Annotated in this window: 15 protein-coding genes and 1 pseudogene; 9 read left to right on the top strand and 7 right to left on the bottom strand. The window is 58.1% G+C overall.

All coding sequences use genetic code 11. The features are described from left to right. Nucleotides 1–22 precede the first annotated feature (22 nt). From yidA to dnaA, 5 genes are all read right to left on the bottom strand, one after another. Nucleotides 23–838, bottom strand: a complete 816-nt coding sequence (gene yidA, locus AC2CGI_RS20185) for a sugar-phosphatase (protein ID WP_021504165.1) — start codon at nt 836–838, stop codon at nt 23–25. A gap of 124 nt (nt 839–962) precedes the next feature. Next, the gene (gyrB, locus tag AC2CGI_RS20180; RefSeq protein WP_004933898.1) at nt 963–3,377 is read right to left on the bottom strand and encodes a DNA topoisomerase (ATP-hydrolyzing) subunit B; all 2,415 of its coding nucleotides are present in this window, start codon (nt 3,375–3,377) and stop codon (nt 963–965) included. 18 nt (nt 3,378–3,395) lie between these two features. Further along, the gene (gene recF, locus AC2CGI_RS20175; protein WP_004933895.1) at nt 3,396–4,481 is read right to left on the bottom strand and encodes a DNA replication/repair protein RecF; all 1,086 of its coding nucleotides are present in this window, start codon (nt 4,479–4,481) and stop codon (nt 3,396–3,398) included. A gap of 45 nt (nt 4,482–4,526) precedes the next feature. Continuing rightward, a complete protein-coding gene (dnaN, locus tag AC2CGI_RS20170; protein WP_004933892.1) occupies nt 4,527–5,627 on the bottom strand; it encodes a DNA polymerase III subunit beta in 1,101 nt (366 codons plus the stop codon). A gap of 4 nt (nt 5,628–5,631) precedes the next feature. Continuing rightward, nucleotides 5,632–7,026 (bottom strand): chromosomal replication initiator protein DnaA, encoded by a 1,395-nt coding sequence (gene dnaA / locus AC2CGI_RS20165; protein ID WP_004933889.1) that lies wholly within the window; start codon nt 7,024–7,026, stop codon nt 5,632–5,634. Between the two features lie 682 nt (nt 7,027–7,708). On the opposite strand from dnaA, the gene rpmH reads away from it, so the two are divergent. The 6 genes from rpmH to AC2CGI_RS20135 all read left to right on the top strand — a co-directional run bounded on the left by rpmH (nt 7,709) and on the right by AC2CGI_RS20135 (nt 12,516). After that, nucleotides 7,709–7,849, top strand: coding sequence for a 50S ribosomal protein L34 (rpmH, locus tag AC2CGI_RS20160; RefSeq protein WP_000831330.1), 141 nt, complete (start codon nt 7,709–7,711; stop codon nt 7,847–7,849). A gap of 17 nt (nt 7,850–7,866) precedes the next feature. Then, a complete protein-coding gene (gene rnpA / locus AC2CGI_RS20155) occupies nt 7,867–8,226 on the top strand; it encodes a ribonuclease P protein component (protein ID WP_004933883.1) in 360 nt (119 codons plus the stop codon). After that, nucleotides 8,190–8,447 carry a membrane protein insertion efficiency factor YidD gene (yidD, locus tag AC2CGI_RS20150; RefSeq protein ID WP_004933881.1) on the top strand — a complete coding sequence of 86 codons (258 nt, stop codon included), beginning with the start codon at nt 8,190–8,192 and terminating at the stop codon, nt 8,445–8,447. Before rnpA ends, yidD begins: the two co-directional genes overlap by 37 nt. A gap of 2 nt (nt 8,448–8,449) precedes the next feature. After that, the gene (gene yidC, locus AC2CGI_RS20145; RefSeq protein WP_004933876.1) at nt 8,450–10,087 is read left to right on the top strand and encodes a membrane protein insertase YidC; all 1,638 of its coding nucleotides are present in this window, start codon (nt 8,450–8,452) and stop codon (nt 10,085–10,087) included. 96 nt (nt 10,088–10,183) lie between these two features. Further along, nucleotides 10,184–11,548: a tRNA uridine-5-carboxymethylaminomethyl(34) synthesis GTPase MnmE gene (mnmE, locus tag AC2CGI_RS20140; protein ID WP_015376145.1), complete on the top strand. Its 1,365-nt coding sequence runs from the start codon at nt 10,184–10,186 to the stop codon at nt 11,546–11,548. A gap of 167 nt (nt 11,549–11,715) precedes the next feature. Continuing rightward, nucleotides 11,716–12,516 (top strand): MBL fold metallo-hydrolase, encoded by an 801-nt coding sequence (locus tag AC2CGI_RS20135; RefSeq protein ID WP_076741176.1) that lies wholly within the window; start codon nt 11,716–11,718, stop codon nt 12,514–12,516. 10 nt (nt 12,517–12,526) lie between these two features. Here AC2CGI_RS20135 and AC2CGI_RS20130 read toward each other — a convergent pair whose 3' ends face one another. Together AC2CGI_RS20130 and AC2CGI_RS20125 are read right to left on the bottom strand one after the other, a co-directional pair. Next, the gene (locus AC2CGI_RS20130) at nt 12,527–13,645 is read right to left on the bottom strand and encodes an amino acid permease (RefSeq protein ID WP_015376143.1); all 1,119 of its coding nucleotides are present in this window, start codon (nt 13,643–13,645) and stop codon (nt 12,527–12,529) included. Nucleotides 13,646–13,703: 58 nt separating this feature from the next. After that, nucleotides 13,704–14,597, bottom strand: a complete 894-nt coding sequence (locus AC2CGI_RS20125) for a hypothetical protein (protein WP_076741177.1) — start codon at nt 14,595–14,597, stop codon at nt 13,704–13,706. 193 nt (nt 14,598–14,790) lie between these two features. Here AC2CGI_RS20125 and AC2CGI_RS20120 point away from each other — a divergent pair. From AC2CGI_RS20120 to AC2CGI_RS20110, 3 genes and pseudogenes are all read left to right on the top strand, one after another. Then, nucleotides 14,791–14,892, top strand: a pseudogene (locus AC2CGI_RS20120). A 248-nt stretch (nt 14,893–15,140) separates the two neighbouring features. Continuing rightward, a complete protein-coding gene (locus AC2CGI_RS20115) occupies nt 15,141–15,866 on the top strand; it encodes a 4'-phosphopantetheinyl transferase family protein (RefSeq protein ID WP_004933861.1) in 726 nt (241 codons plus the stop codon). Nucleotides 15,867–16,027: 161 nt separating this feature from the next. Then, a complete protein-coding gene (locus AC2CGI_RS20110; RefSeq protein ID WP_004933859.1) occupies nt 16,028–16,594 on the top strand; it encodes an NADPH-dependent FMN reductase in 567 nt (188 codons plus the stop codon). Nucleotides 16,595–16,614 lie beyond the last annotated feature (20 nt).

The following is a 16,614-nucleotide window of genomic DNA, read 5'->3' as shown; positions in this document are numbered from 1 at the left end:
GGCGCCGCAGCGCCCCGTTTTCTCAGGCGTTGAGCACGAACTTCTCGATAGCGCGCGCCACGCCGTCTTCGGTATTGGCGCTGGTGACAAACTGCGCCACCGCTTTCAGCTCGGGAATGGCGTTGCCCATCGCCACGCCGACGCCGGCATATTCGATCATCGCCGTATCGTTAGCCTGATCCCCCAGCGTCATGATGTTTTCCCGCGCCACGCCGAGGTGCTCGGCCAGCATTTTCACCCCGGCGCCCTTATCGACGTTTTTATGTAAGATCTCGAGGTAGTAAGGCGCACTTTTCAAGATAGTGTAACGCGCGCGCGTTTCCTCCGGGATGCGCGCGATGGCGCTGTCCAGCAGCGCCGGTTCGTCGATCATCATCACTTTTGGAAAACGCATCTGGCGATCCATCTCTTCCACGCTGCGGTATTTCAGCGGAATGCCGGTCATTTCCGCCTCGTGTATGGTGTACTTGCCGATGTCCTTGTTCGGGGTATACAAGGTATCGAAATCAAACGCCTGGAAGTGAACGCCTAACTCGCGCGCCATCTGCTCGAAGTGCAGATAATCCTCGAAGCCCAGGGTTTCCTGCAGGATGCAGGCGCCGTCGACCGCGCGCAACACCAGCGCGCCGTTATAGGTGATACAGAAATCGCCGGGGCCCTGAATGTCCAACTGGCGCAGATAGTCCTGCACGCCGACATAAGGCCGCCCGGTGGCCAGCACCACGTGCACCCCTTTGCGCCGCGCCGCCGCGATAGCCTGCTTTACCGCCGGCGTGATTTGATGCTGCGGATCCAGCAACGTGCCGTCCATGTCGATCGCAATCAGTTCAATAGCCATTCAACGCTTCTCCCAGTGGTTTTTATTCATGCTAACGCGTTTCAGCCTCGGCTGTCAGCGCCAAAAAAGGCCAAAAAAAATCCGCGCGGGTCGCCCGGCGCGGATTTTCACAGCCATTAACGCATCAGATATCGATGTTCGCCGCTTTCAGGGCGTTTTCTTCGATAAAGGCGCGACGCGGTTCAACCGCATCGCCCATCAGCGTGGTGAACAGCTGATCGGCAGCGATGGCGTCCTTGACGGTCACGCGCAGCATGCGGCGGCTTTCCGGGTCCATGGTGGTTTCCCACAGCTGCTCCGGGTTCATCTCGCCCAGACCTTTATAACGCTGCACCGACAGGCCGCGGCGCGACTCTTTCACCAGCCACTCCAGCGCCTGCTCGAAGCTGTCTACCGGCTGACGGCGTTCGCCGCGCTCGATGAACGCGCCCTCTTCGATCAGCCCGCGCAGCTGCTCGCCCAGCTGGCAGATCTTGCGGTATTCACCGCCGTGGATGAAGTCGAAGTCCAGCTTGTAGTCGGTATCCACGCCGTGGGTGCGGATGCGCAGCGCCGGCTCGAACATCTGGCGTTCGCGGTTCTCGAAGATCACGAAGTCATAGCTGCTGCCGTGCTGCTCTTTGTCGTTCAGCGCCTGCACCAGCGACGCGATCCAGGTCTTCACCTTGGCTTCATCGCTGAGATCGCCTTCGTTCAGCGTCGGCTGATAGATCAGGCTGTTCAGCAGCGCGCGCGGGTAGCGGCGCTCCATGCGGCCGATCAGCTTCTGCACGCCGTAGTGCTCGGCCACCAGTTTTTCCAACTGCTCGCCGCCGAGCGCCGGCGCGCTGGCGTTGGTGTGCAGCGTAGCGCCGTCCATCGCGATGGCGATCTGGTACTGATCCATCGCCTCGTCATCTTTGATGTACTGCTCCTGCTTGCCTTTCTTCACCTTGTACAGCGGCGGCTGTGCGATGAACACGTGGCCACGCTCGATGATTTCCGGCATCTGGCGGTAGAAGAAGGTCAACAGCAGCGTACGGATGTGCGAACCGTCGACGTCGGCATCGGTCATGATGATGATGCTGTGATAACGCAGCTTGTCCGGGCTGTACTCGTCGCGGCCGATGCCGCAACCCAGCGCGGTGATCAGCGTCGCCACTTCCTGCGAAGAGAGCATTTTGTCGAAACGCGCTTTCTCGACGTTGAGGATTTTCCCCTTCAGCGGCAAGATAGCCTGATTCTTGCGGTTGCGCCCCTGCTTGGCAGAGCCGCCCGCGGAGTCCCCTTCCACCAGGTACAGTTCGGACAGCGCCGGATCGCGTTCCTGGCAGTCCGCCAGCTTGCCCGGCAGGCCGGCCAGATCCAGCGCGCCTTTGCGGCGGGTCATCTCACGCGCTTTACGCGCCGCTTCGCGCGCGCGCGCCGCGTCGATGATTTTGCCGACCACGATTTTCGCGTCGCCCGGATTCTCCATCAGGTAATCCACCAGCTTCTCGTTCATCAGCGTTTCAACCGCGGTTTTCACCTCGGAAGAGACCAGCTTGTCCTTGGTCTGAGAAGAGAACTTCGGATCCGGCACCTTCACCGACACCACGGCGATCAGGCCTTCACGCGCGTCATCGCCGGTGGCGCTGACCTTGGCCTTCTTGCTGTAGCCTTCCTTCTCCATGTAGCTGTTCAGCGTACGGGTCATCGCGGTACGGAAACCGACCAGGTGCGTGCCGCCGTCGCGCTGCGGAATGTTGTTGGTGAAGCAGTAGATGTTTTCCTGGAAACCGTCGTTCCACTGCAGCGCCACTTCCACGCCGATATCGTCTTTCACGGTGGAGAAGTAGAACACGTTCGGGTGGATCGGGGTTTTGTTCTTGTTCAGGTACTCGACAAACGCCTTGATGCCGCCTTCGTAATGGAAGTGGTCTTCACGGTCGGTGCGCTTATCCTTCAGGCGAATAGACACGCCGGAGTTGAGGAAGGACAGCTCGCGCAGACGCTTGGCCAGAATGTCGTACTCGAATTCGGTCACATTGGTGAAAGTCTGGTGACTCGGCCAGAAGCGCACCATGGTGCCGGTCTGCTCGGTTTCGCCCACCACGTTCAGCGGCGCCTGCGGCTCGCCGTGGCTGTAAGTTTGTTCGTGCACTTTGCCTTCGCGGCGGATCACCAGCTCCAGTTTCTCCGACAGGGCGTTAACCACCGAGACGCCCACGCCGTGCAGGCCGCCGGAAACTTTATAGGAGTTGTCGTCGAATTTACCGCCGGCGTGCAGCACGGTCATGATGACCTCTGCGGCTGAAACCCCTTCTTCCGGGTGAATGCCGGTCGGAATGCCGCGGCCGTCATCCTGTACCGATACCGAGTTGTCGGCATGGATGGTGACCTGAATGTCACTACAGTGGCCCGCGAGCGCTTCGTCGATAGCGTTGTCCACAACCTCGAATACCATGTGGTGCAGACCGGTGCCGTCATCGGTATCGCCGATATACATGCCCGGGCGCTTGCGCACCGCATCCAGCCCTTTTAATACCTTGATACTTGAGGAGTCATAAGAATTCGACATCAACGTTTCTCGCTCATTTTAGTCCTGTGGTTGAACCTCTATTTTACCCTGTTCCACGCGGAACATCTTGCCCTTTTCACCGGCCATGTCGGTCACTTGTTCAGCGCTGACCGCGCTGACAAAAACCTGGGCCTGGGTGGCTTTCAGGCGATCGGCCAGCAACCGGCGACGGCCGGTGTCCAGCTCGGAGGCAAAATCATCAATCAGATACAGGCAACGCCGCCCGCTCTGCCGGGTGAGAAACTCACCCTGCGCCAAGCGCAACGCGCACATCAACAGCTTAAGCTGACCGCGCGATAACAAATCCTCTACCGGCGTGCCGTCGGCACGAATGCGAAAGTCCGCTTTATGCGGCCCCACCGCGGTATAGGTCAACGCCCTGTCGCGCTCAAACTGGCGCTCCAGCAGCTCGCCGTAGTCGCTCTCTTTGTCCCAGCCGCGCTGGAAGGAGAAGCTCAGGGCAAATTCAGGCAGAAACTGCGCGCAGGTCGCGGTGATATCCGCGGCGATCGCGTCGCTGTATTCCGCCCGCCATTCGCTGATGCGCTCCGCGAGCGGGATCAGTTCCTGATCCCAGGCGCGGATCTGCGCATAGCGACTCACCTGGCGCAGCGCGGCATTGCGCTGCTTCAGTAACCGTTTCAGGTTGCTCCAGGCGGTGAAAAAACCGGGTTCGTTATGAAAACAGCCCCAGTCCAGGAAAGCGCGCCGGAATTTCGGCCCGCCGTTCAGCAGGGTAAAACCTTCGGGGGTGATCAGCTGCATGGGCAGCAGCTGCGCCAGCTCGGCCACCTTGTGGCCGTCGCTGCCATCGATGCGTACTTTGCTGTCACCCTGACGGCTCTTGCTCAATCCTACCGACAGCTCGCGCTCCGCGCCTTCGATGCGGCCATGCAGCACGAACTCCGGTTGGTCGTGGCGGATCACCCGACCGGCCTGCAGGCTGCGGAAGGCGCGGCCATGGCCGAGCGTATACACCGCCTCCAGCACGCTAGTCTTGCCGCTGCCGTTGGCGCCGACCAAGAAGTTGAATCCCGGCGCCAGCGCCAAATCCGCCGCCTCGATATTGCGGAAATCTTTAATCAATAAACGCGTCAGAGCCATGCAATCTCTTTACCGATGACGGTGCTGTAATTCAAGGTAACGAGACTACAACCGCATTGGCATGACAACGTAGGCCGCCGCCTGGCTGGCGCCGTCTTCGATCTGCACGCTGGAGACCGAGTCGGTCAACAGCAGGCGCACGTCTTCACACTTGAGCGCGTTCAACACGTCCAGCACGTAGCTGACGTTGAAGCCGATCTCCATCTCCGCGCCGTCGTAGCTGACGTCGAGGATCTCTTCCGCCTCTTCCTGCTCCGGGTTGTTGGCGGTGATCTTCAGCTGGTTCTGGCTGACGTACAGCCGCACGCCGCGGAATTTCTCGTTCGAGAGAATGGCAGCGCGGGCAAACGCCTGCTTGAGCAGATCGCAGCCGGCTTCCAGCGTTTTGTCCGGATTCTTCGGCAAGACGCGGCGATAGTCCGGGAAACGGCCGTCAACCAGCTTGGACGTGAAGATGAAATCGCCAACGTGGGCGCGGATGTTGTTGCTGCCGATCTGCAGCTGCAGCAGCGAGTCGCCGCCGTCCAGCAGACGCACCAGTTCCATCACCCCTTTACGCGGCACGATCACCGAATGCGATGGCAGCTGCTGGCCTATCGGCATCGAGCACACCGCCAGGCGGTGGCCGTCGGTCGCGACGGTGCGCAGCTCTTCGCCTTCGGTTTCAAACAACATGCCGTTCAGGTAGTAACGCACGTCCTGATGGGCCATCGAGAACTGGGTGGCTTCGATCAGGCGCTTCAGCGTCGCCTGCGGCAAGGTGAACTCCACCTCGCTCTGCCAGTCGTCCAGGTTCGGGAAGTCCGCCGCGGGCAGCGTGGACAGCGAGAAGCGGCTGCGGCCGGACCGCACCAGCATGCGCTCGCTCTCCAGCGTGACGGCGATCTCCGCCCCTTCCGGCAGGCCACGGCAGATATCAAAGAATTTGCGCGCGGGCACAGTCGTCGCGCCCGGCTCGTGCGGCTGGGACAGGGCGACGCGCGCCACCATCTCCATCTCCAGATCGGTGCCGGTCAGCAGCAGGGAGCCTTCCGTCACCTGCAGCAGCAGGTTGCCCAGGATCGGCAAGGTCGGGCGGCCGCCCAGCGGGCTGCTCACCTGTTGCAGCGGTTTTAGCAGATGCTCACGTTCAACGATAAATTTCATAGCGCTATGAAGATAATGTTCTGATTAAATTGGAGAAATCTTCTTTGATGTCGTGACTTTCCTCACGCAACTGCTCGATCTTCCGGCAGGCGTGCAACACCGTGGTATGGTCGCGGCCACCAAACGCATCGCCGATTTCCGGCAGGCTGTGGTTGGTGAGTTCCTTCGCCAGCGCCATCGCCATCTGGCGCGGGCGGGCAACGGATCGCGAACGCCGCTTGGACAGCAAATCCGCGACTTTAATCTTGTAATACTCCGCCACCGTCTTTTGGATATTGTCGATGGTGACCAGCTTTTCCTGCAGCGCCAGCAGATCGCGCAGCGCTTCGCGCACGAAATCGATGGTGATGGCCCGGCCGGTAAAGTTGGCGTTGGCGATCACGCGGTTCAGCGCCCCTTCGAGCTCACGCACGTTGGAACGCAGGCGCTTGGCGATGAAGAACGCCACTTCACCCGGCAGGCGAATGTCGTTTTCGTCGGCCTTTTTCATCAGGATCGCCACGCGGGTTTCCAGTTCCGGCGGCTCGATCGCCACCGTCAGCCCCCAGCCGAAGCGGGACTTCAGACGATCTTCCACCCCGTTGATCTCTTTAGGGTAGCGATCCGAAGTCAGGATGATCTGCTGATTGCCTTCCAACAGGGCGTTAAAGGTATGGAAGAACTCTTCCTGCGAACGCTCCTTGTTGGCAAAGAATTGGATGTCATCGATCAGCAACGCGTCGACCGAACGGTAGTAGCGCTTAAACTCTTCGATGGCATTGTTCTGCAACGCTTTGACCATGTCCTGCACAAAGCGTTCCGAGTGCATGTAGACCACTTTAGCGTTGGCCTTGCGCGCCATGATGCCGTTGCCGACCGCGTGCAGCAGGTGAGTTTTACCCAGGCCGGTGCCGCCATACAGGAACAAAGGGTTGTAGGCGCCGCCCGGATTGTCCGCCACCTGGCGAGCCGCCGCGCGCGCCAGCTGGTTGGACTTACCCTCGACGAAGTTGTCGAAGGTGTGTTTAGGGTTGACGTTGGAGCGGTAAGAGAGCTCGGGTTGCGCCGCCGCGTTGTCCCAGCTCGGGCGCGAGGGCGCAGCCGTGCGCGCCGCCGGAGCCGCAGGGGCGCTGCTGACGCTGGCGGTCACGGTCTGGCTGATCACCTGCGTGATCGGCTTGCTGCCGACTTCAAAACGCAGCAAAGGCGCATCCGTGCCGCAGAAATCATTCAGCAGACCATTGATGTTGTTTAAGTACTTATCGCGAACCCAATCCAGCACAAAACGGTTAGGCGCGTACAGCGCCAGGGTGTTGTCACTCAGTTCCGCCTGCAATGGGCGAATCCACATACTAAATTCTGTGGCAGGTAACTCATCCTGCAATCGGGCAAGACACTGCTGCCAAAGCGAAAGTGACACGGCGGACTCCACTCGAACAAGATCAATAAAGAAAAGAAACGGGCAACTTTTTTATAACTCATGATTTTTGACACATACCCGGCATCGGCTGTTTGCCTGTGGGGGATGCGAACCGCCTTTCACGGTTTGTGTCCCTCACGATCCCGGCATGAGGGATCGCGATCGGAATGACGGATCATAGCGCAATCCGCGCAAGAGATCCTCCCCTTCCTCACAGATTAGATCCATTTTATCCACAGGCCGCGGCCGGCGGCGATCTTTTCGCCGCCGGCGCCGAATGACCGCGCAGATCCCGGCCGCTGCGCCGCATTTTTTACATTGTCAACCGGTTATACCCTGTTATCCACGTCGGATCCTGCGATCGCGCGCAAAGGATCTCACGGGGATCCTTGCGATTTCACCCCGAGTCCGTATAATCTTCGCCCTACGTGTGATACCTGGTTCCTTATGGTGCGTCATTAGCCAGACAGGATTCTGCGGTGACCACGGGCCAAGAGCGGATTTTGTTCCGTTACTGGCAGACAACCAGGTAGGCTGGCGCGATGCGAATTGACTCAGGACTGTACAATTATTACAATCCCGCTTCTTTATGTATTGCGATTGAGGCGTCGGTCATCTTCACGCCGAGTAGCCAAACGCGTTTACTGATCAGTAATTATTTTAAGTTTAGGTAGAAATCGCTATGAAACGCACTTTCCAACCGTCCGTATTGAAGCGCAACCGTAGCCACGGTTTCCGTGCTCGTATGGCCACCAAAAATGGTCGTCAAGTTCTGGCCCGCCGTCGTGCGAAAGGCCGTGCTCGTCTGACTGTTTCTAAGTAATAAAGCTAACCCGCTGAGTGGTTAAGCTCGCTTTTCCCAGGGAGTTACGTTTGTTAACTCCCACTCATTTCACTTTCGTCTTCCAGCAGCCACAACGGGCTGGCACGCCGCAAATCACCATCCTCGGCCGCCTGAACCAGCTGGGGCATCCCCGCATCGGTCTTACCGTCGCCAAAAAACACGTCAAACGCGCGCACGAGCGTAATCGGATCAAACGCCTAACCCGCGAAAGCTTCCGCCTGCGCCAGCACGAATTACCGGCGATGGATTTTGTCGTGGTGGCCAAAAAGGGGATAGCGGATTTGGATAACCGCGCGCTGACGGAAGCTTTGGATAAATTATGGCGTCGCCACTGTCGCCAGGCTCCCGCATCCTGATCGGGCTGGTGCGGGCCTATCAGCTCGTCATCAGCCCGCTGCTAGGGCCTCGTTGTCGCTTCCAGCCGACATGCTCTCATTACGCAATTGAGGCATTAAGCAGGTTTGGCATGATAAAAGGCAGTTGGTTAGCATTGAAACGCGTATTAAAATGCCACCCTTTGAACCCAGGTGGCGATGATCCGGTGCCGCCAAAAACCGACGATAACAGAGAACACTAACGATGGATTCGCAACGCAATCTTCTTCTCATCGCTCTGCTGTTCGTGTCTTTCATGATCTGGCAGGCATGGCAAACGGACAACGCTCCGCAGCCGGCCGCACAGACCACGCAACAGACTTCGAACGCAGTAGCCGGTGATGCCGCCAGCCAGGCCGTGCCAGCCAGTGGTCAGGGTAAGCTGATTACCGTGAACACCGACGTGCTGTCACTGACCATCAACACCCGTGGTGGCGATATCGAGCAGGCTAAACTGTTGGCCTACCCGGATACTCTGGGTTCATCGACTCCGTTCCAACTGCTGGAAACCACTCCGTCGTTCGTCTATCAGGCGCAAAGCGGCCTGACCGGTAAAAACGGCCCGGACAACCCGGCCAACGGCGAACGCCCGCTGTATCAGGCGGCGCAAGACAGCTACACCCTGCCGGAAGGCCAGGACGAGCTGCGCATCCCGCTGACCTACACCGGTAAAGACGGCGCGATCTACACCAAGACCTTCGTGCTCAAACGCAACCACTATGCGGTCGGCGTGGATTACAGCATCGACAACAAAGGCGCGACGCCGCTGGAGCTGACCCTGTTCGGCCAGCTGAAGCAGACCACCGAATTGCCTAAGCACCGTGATACCGGCAGCAGCAACTTCGCGCTGCACACCTTCCGCGGCGCGGCGTACTCGTCCAGCGAGGACAAGTACCAGAAATACGCGTTCGACAAAGACGAAAACCTGAGCGTCACCACCAAAGACGGTTGGGTTGCGATGCTGCAGCAGTACTTCGCCACCGCGTGGGTGCCGGCGACCAAGGGTGACAACACCTTCTACACCGCCAAACCGGGTGACAACCTGTCCACCATCGGCTTCAAATCTACACCGGTCGTGGTGCAGCCGGGCGCTCAGCAACAGCTGAACGCGACCCTGTGGGTCGGCCCGGAGCTGCAGGACCAGATGGCCCAACTGGCGCCACACCTGGATCTGACCGTGGATTACGGTTGGCTGTGGTTCATCTCCCAGCCGCTGTTCAAACTGCTGAAGTTCATCCACGGCTTTATCGGTAACTGGGGCTTCTCCATCATCATCATCACCTTCATCGTGCGCGGCATCATGTACCCGCTGACCAAGGCGCAGTACACCTCGATGGCGAAAATGCGCATGCTGCAGCCGAAGCTGCAGGCGATGCGCGAGCGCATCGGCGATGACAAACAGCGCATGAGCCAAGAGATGATGGCGCTGTACAAGGCGGAGAAAGTGAACCCGCTCGGCGGCTGTCTGCCGCTGATCATTCAGATGCCGATCTTCCTGGCGCTGTACTACATGCTGATGGGTTCGGTCGAGCTGCGCCACGCGCCGTTCGCCCTGTGGATCCATGACCTGTCGGCGCAAGACCCGTACTACATCCTGCCAATCCTGATGGGCGTGACGATGTTCTTCATTCAGAAGATGTCGCCGACCACCGTGACTGACCCGATGCAGCAGAAAATCATGACCTTCATGCCGGTGATCTTCACAGTGTTCTTCCTGTGGTTCCCGTCCGGTCTGGTGCTGTACTACATCGTCAGCAACCTGGTGACCATCCTGCAGCAGCAGCTGATTTACCGTGGTCTGGAAAAACGCGGTCTGCACAGCCGCGACAAGAAAAAAAGCTAAGCGTAGTGTAGGGGTTCGGCGCGCCGACCCTTGCAGTCACACCAAAGGCGGTCATTAGACCGCCTTTTTGCATCTTAATCGTCAGAGAGAACCGTTATGAGCACCACCGATACCATCGTAGCCCAAGCCACCCCGCCGGGACGCGGCGGCGTCGGCATTCTGCGCATTTCCGGAAGCAAGGCCAAAGACGTCGCCCAGGCGTTGCTCGGCAAGCTGCCGAAGCCGCGCTACGCTGACTATCTGCCGTTCCGCGACGCCGCCGGTGCCACCCTCGATCAGGGCATCGCGCTGTGGTTTCCGGGGCCAAATTCCTTTACCGGCGAAGACGTGCTGGAGCTGCAGGGCCACGGCGGGCCGGTGATCCTCGATCTGCTGCTCAAGCGCGTGCTGGCGCTGCCCGACGTGCGCATTGCGCGGCCCGGCGAGTTCTCCGAGCGCGCGTTTCTCAACGACAAACTCGATCTGGCGCAGGCCGAAGCGATCGCCGATCTGATCGACGCCAGCTCCGAGCAGGCGGCGCGTTCGGCGATGAACTCGCTGCAGGGCGCATTTTCCACCCGCATCCACCAGCTCGTGGAAGCGCTCACTCACCTGCGAATCTACGTGGAAGCGGCGATCGACTTCCCGGACGAGGAAATCGACTTCCTGTCCGACGGTAAAATCGAGGCGCAGCTCAACGACGTCATGGCGGATCTGGACAACGTGCGCGGTGAAGCGCGCCAGGGCAGCCTGCTGCGCGAAGGGATGAAGGTGGTGATCGCCGGGCGTCCTAACGCCGGTAAATCCAGCCTGCTCAATGCGTTGGCCGGGCGCGAGGCGGCGATCGTCACCGATATCGCCGGCACCACCCGCGACGTCTTGCGCGAACATATCCATATCGACGGCATGCCGCTGCACATCATCGACACCGCCGGCCTGCGCGACGCCAGCGACGAAGTGGAGCGTATCGGCATCGAACGTGCCTGGAACGAGATCGAACAAGCTGACAGGGTGCTGTTTATGGTGGACGGCACCACCACCGCCGCCACCGAGCCGGCGGAGATCTGGCCGGAGTTTATGGCGCGCCTGCCGGGCACGCTGCCGATCACCGTGGTGCGCAACAAGGCCGACATCACCGGTGAAACGCTGGGCCTGACGGAAGTGAATAACCACTCACTTATTCGCCTGTCGGCCCGCACCGGCGAAGGCGTCGATGTGCTGCGCGATCATCTGAAACAGAGCATGGGCTTCACCAGCAACATGGAAGGCGGCTTCCTGGCGCGCCGTCGCCACCTGCAGGCGCTGGAACTGGCGGCGCAGCATCTGGTGCAGGGCAAAGAACAGTTAGTGAGCGCTTACGCGGGCGAGCTGCTGGCCGAGGAACTGCGTCAGGCGCAGCTGGCCCTGAGCGAAATCACCGGCGAATTCACCTCCGACGACCTGCTGGGCCGCATTTTCTCCAGCTTCTGTATCGGTAAATAACGCGCTGCCAGAGGCCTTCACGGCCGGGATAAGCCCTTGTTCCGGCCGTTTTTCTTTCCCGCTCCCGCTCCCGCTCTCGCTCTCGCTCTGCGCGCTGGCTCACAGCGCCGCCGCAACTGCCCGCGATATACTGGACGGTCAGGTGTCTTTCTCAGGAACGAGTCAACATGGCGTTAACCCTCAAGGTATTGCTGGAAAACCGCCGCGCCGCCGGCGCCAACCCGCTATTGCAGGCCAAGGCCGGGTTAAGCCTGCTGATTGAAGACGAGACGACCTCCATACTGTTCGACACCGGCCCCGACGACAGCTTCCTGCACAATGCGGCGCTGATGGGCGTCGATCTCTCCCGCATCACCGCGACGGTGCTCTCCCACGGCCACTATGACCACTGCGGCGGCGTCGCCTGGCTGCCGGACAACAGTCGCATCATCTGCCATCCCCAAATCGGTGATGAACGCTATGCGGCGCTGAAGGTGCTGGGCCACACCCACAAAATCAAAAAGCTCTCTTTGGACATCGACTACTCGCGCCATAACATGCACTACAGTCGCGAACCGCTGGCGATCGGCGATCGCTTTATGTGGTCAGGTGAAATCGCCGTGCCCGCACCGCGCGCCTACGGGGTGATTACCGGGGAAAATGCGGCGGTGGATTACGTTATCGACGAAGGGGTGCTGATTTACAAATCGGATCGCGGTCTGGTGATCGTGACCGGCTGCGGGCATCGCGGGATCGTGAATATCGTGCGCCACTGCCAGAAAATCACCGGTATCGATCGGATCCACGCCTTGATTGGCGGTTTTCATCTGCGTTGCGCTTCCCCGCGCACGCTCTGGCGCGTCCGCCGTTTTTTACGGCAGCACCAGCCGGAAAAGATCATGGGTTGCCACTGTACCGGCGCGTGGGGCCGGCTATGGCTGCCGGAAGGGATCGCGCCGGCCACCGGCGATACGCTGATTCTGGCTTAGACGTACCGCTTTACACGAATAGCGTCGCTATCACCGCGATGCCGCAGCACAGCACCGCTATTCCTACCATCTTTTGCTGGCCGTCGCCCCGCTGTAAAAAATACAGTGATGGGATGAAAAAGACGGTCATCACGATAACGGGTATCGACCAGCTTGAGATGATCTTGATGATGCTCGGATTAATCGTGCCGATAAGCGTACAGACAACAATGTTCCCCGCGATGATGCCCTTTTTTCCCGCCATGCCGAAGGACGTAATACCGTCGATGACCCCGGTCAAGGTGCCGATATAAGCGCCGCCGGTGAGCAAGCACAGCAGCAGGGCTGCGCCTAACCACGCCATCGAGTTACCGGTCAAACCTGCGGTATAAAACAGCGAATCCACATTGCGGCCGTTAATGATCGAGATATCATCCAACGTCAGCAAGCGACTGATAGCGATAACGATCATGGCGATAAACGCCAGGATCAGTATCTTGCCGAACAGAATACTGCGCGCCTGCGGCCGCACGGCACTTTGCGCAAACCGCTGGATACACGGGGTAAAGTTAAACGTAAAAAGAAAAATAGGCAGCAGCACCAACGTTTGCAATGAAATGCTCGGCGGCGCAGGCGTCCGCTGAGCCCCTGCAGGTTGTAACAGGAAAAACAGCGTAAGGATCGCCACCAGAACGATAGAAACCAGTGCCATTCTGGAGATCAAGTGCTCGATTCGCTGGCTAAATGCCAGCCATGCGGCCGACAGCGCCGCACTCAGCAACAGCGAAACACCGCCCCGAACCCAAAATCCATCGTGGAGAAAAGACGCGACCACGTTAACCAGGGTGATGAAATTTATCAGCACGATAATGATCATCGACAGAATAAACAGCACACAGACGATTGCCGCCGCCCGCTCACCGATAAACGTCGACGATGCCGCCAGGAAATCTTTCTGCGGGTGCGAGATGATGAATTTGAAAAAAAGATAGTGCGCCATCATCGATACCGACATGGCGATGACGATAAACAGCATGAACGCCTTCATCCCCAGCACGCCCGGCCCCACCGCCTGAGGCAAAAAGAAAATCCCGGCGCCGAATGCCGTGGAGAAGAAAGTGACTGGCCAATACAGGTGTGAAATTTTCATGATAATGCTCGACCATCATGGCTATGCAGCGACACATAGCCAGCTGGCACAAAAAATGTCATTCAAAACAGGATCTGCCGAAGAAAACCAGTAAGGAAGGCAAGGAAAAGTTATCGTAAAAAGTCGCGGCCGCGCGATAGCCGTTAAGTACGTTAACGCGTGAACACAGCGGAAAAACGCCAATATGCGACGTGTAATTATCGAAGACTTTATTAGAGGAAATACGATACCGAATAGCCCTGAACGTCGCGGCATTGCCCGCCGCACAGGTCGGTTTATTTTCCTTGATGATATCGAACTCGTGCTCTCCCACCGCCATCTTCACATTACCGTCTTGGCGCTGAAAATACGCCTCTTTATCCATACGGTTTTTAATGTGGCGTTTAAAGCGATCCGCCATGTTTTTCTCACTGACATAAAATGCATTGATATCAATGTTATGACGTTGATTCGACGCCAGAATGTAGTTGTTTATTTTTTCTGGAATAATATACGGAGATGTCGCCATCCTCCTGAATTCGTTAGCGCCGTCTATCTCGCTGCCATCGTTTTTTTCCATATAGAAATCATTTATTTCCATCAAGAAGTCAGGCTGAACGTTGAGCTGTCGGATGGATTCGGCTATGTAGTCAATGCAGAATCGCGCGGACTTTTCCACTTCACTGCTGACAGAAAAACGATCGTCCAAATTAACCACGGTATGCCCGCCGGAAATCACCACCTTATCCGTCAAAAAAGACGATGCCAGCGCGATGAGCTCTTCGAGGTTATTATTTGAAACCTCATTGTTGACGACCTCAATGATTCCATTCTGATCGGCCTTGTAGACGATAAAGCGATCTTCGCCCTTCCAACCTTTTTTGCAGTTGCATTTATATTCTTTAAAAACAACACGTTCAGCTGTCTTATAAAATTCGGCGCTTTGCAGCGGCATTAACTCGAGATCTGGCATGCCCTTCTTCCCTATTCGTAGCCAATGACGCCAACTTTTTATAACAATAGCTAATGTAAATTTAGTGATCTGACTCCGATAATTAACAAACACACATATAAAATAGGGCTTTTGTGGCTTTAGTCACATTTCCAAGTTTAGGTTATTTTAACCATTTTTATTTTGTGGTTTTATGTTTCCAACAAACGAATGCGGAGAGGTGGGCGAGTGGTTTAAGCCAGATTTAAGAAACTAACCGTTTCTTAAATCCACACGAGTTATCGTGTCGTAGGTTCGAATCCTGCTCTCTCCGCCAACTCTTTCTTGTCTGATAGCTACTTTTATAGGCTCATTGGACGCCGTCGATTCGGATGTGGTTGGTTTCGGAACTGATTAATTTTGTGCACGCACCTATTCAGGTCCGTACGATCTTCTCCCCCCGCCTATACGGCGCAAAGCCAACAAATCGGATAAAACGCATAGTGTTTTTTGATGATAAATCCTCAACTTAGTCTTAATCTAACACCCCTGCGTTCTTAGCGACTCTCTGTCATGGAGTGAACAATGGCGTGTCATTTTGCCCGATGGACCCCGGCCTCCGCTGTCCTGGATACCCAGAGACTCGCCGACGAAGTGATAGCCGCCACCCGCACCTTTTCCGTTAAGCGCCGCACGCGCTACCTGCAAGGGCGCATTCTGCTCGCCGAAATGATGTTCTACCTGTACGGCCTGCCGACGCTTCCCCCTATAGCCACCACGCCCACCGGCCGCCCCTGCTTCGCCGATCATCAGCTGCCCGATTTTAGCCTCGCCTATGCCAGCAACACCGTGGGCGTGCTGCTCAGCGACGAAGGCAAAGTCGGACTGGATATCGAAGTGATGCGGGCGCGCGGCAGCCGGCAAAGCGCGCTGCAGAACGCGCACCAGACGCCGGCGGAAAGCGCCTGGATCGGCGCGCAGGACGATCGGCTGGAGGCGGAAACTCAGCTGTGGAGCATTCGGCAAAGCGTGCTGAAAATTTCCGGCCTCGGCAACAGCGGCCAGTCTACGCTGCGTCTGCATCCCTTCTCCGGCCACCTGCGCTCCAGCGCCACGCCGGACGTTCAGGTGATGAGCGACGCCGACGAATATCTGAGCTGGGCCTGCGCCGGCAGCCCCGGGCTGGATCGCCTGCTGTGCTGGCGCTACGAAGAGCGCGGCGGCCTGCACAAAGACGGGGAAATCTCGCCGCGCAGCCCGGCGGCATCCTCACGCTTCGTTAAACTGACGGGCCTAAAGACGCCAGGTTGACGCGGCGCAAAGCGGATAACGCGGTCTTTACCGCACGAGTTACTGGATTAAATTGTAAAGACAGCTAAATGTTGAGCAATCGCCTATTCTCGACCCGCGCTTTAGCCTACTATTCGCCCATGTTGTACGCTGAATCTGCTCATTCGAAAGGGAGAATCACCATGTCAGACCAAGCCTTAAAAATCGTCACTCTACTCGGCAGCCTGCGCAAAGGCTCCTACAACGCCATGGTGGCCCGCGCCCTGCCTGGCCTGGCCCCGCAGGGCGTCACCATTGAAGCGCTGCCCTCCATCCGCGATATCCCGCTGTACGACGCCGACATGCAACAGGGTGAAGGCTTCCCTGCCGCGGTCGAGGCGATCGCCGAGCAGATCCGCCAGGCCGACGGCGTGATCATCGTCACCCCTGAATATAACTATTCCGTGCCCGGCGGGTTGAAGAACGCCATCGACTGGCTGTCTCGCGTACCGAATCAGCCGCTGGCCGGCAAGCCGGTCGCCATTCAAACCAGCTCAATGGGGCCGATCGGCGGCGCGCGCTGCCAATACCATCTGCGCCAGATCCTGGTGTTCCTCGATGCGATGGTAATGAACAAGCCTGAGTTTATGGGCGGCGTGATCCAGAGCAAGGTCGATGAACAGGCCGGTGAACTGAGCGATCAGGGAACGCTGGATTTCCTGACCGGCCAGCTGTCCGCGTTCAGCGATTTTATTCGCCGCGTGGAGTGAAGGTCTCGCGGCGCCCGCTG

Source organism: Serratia sp. LSHTC3, assembly GCF_057197125.1.
This window is presented reverse-complemented; position numbering and strand designations above follow the sequence as displayed.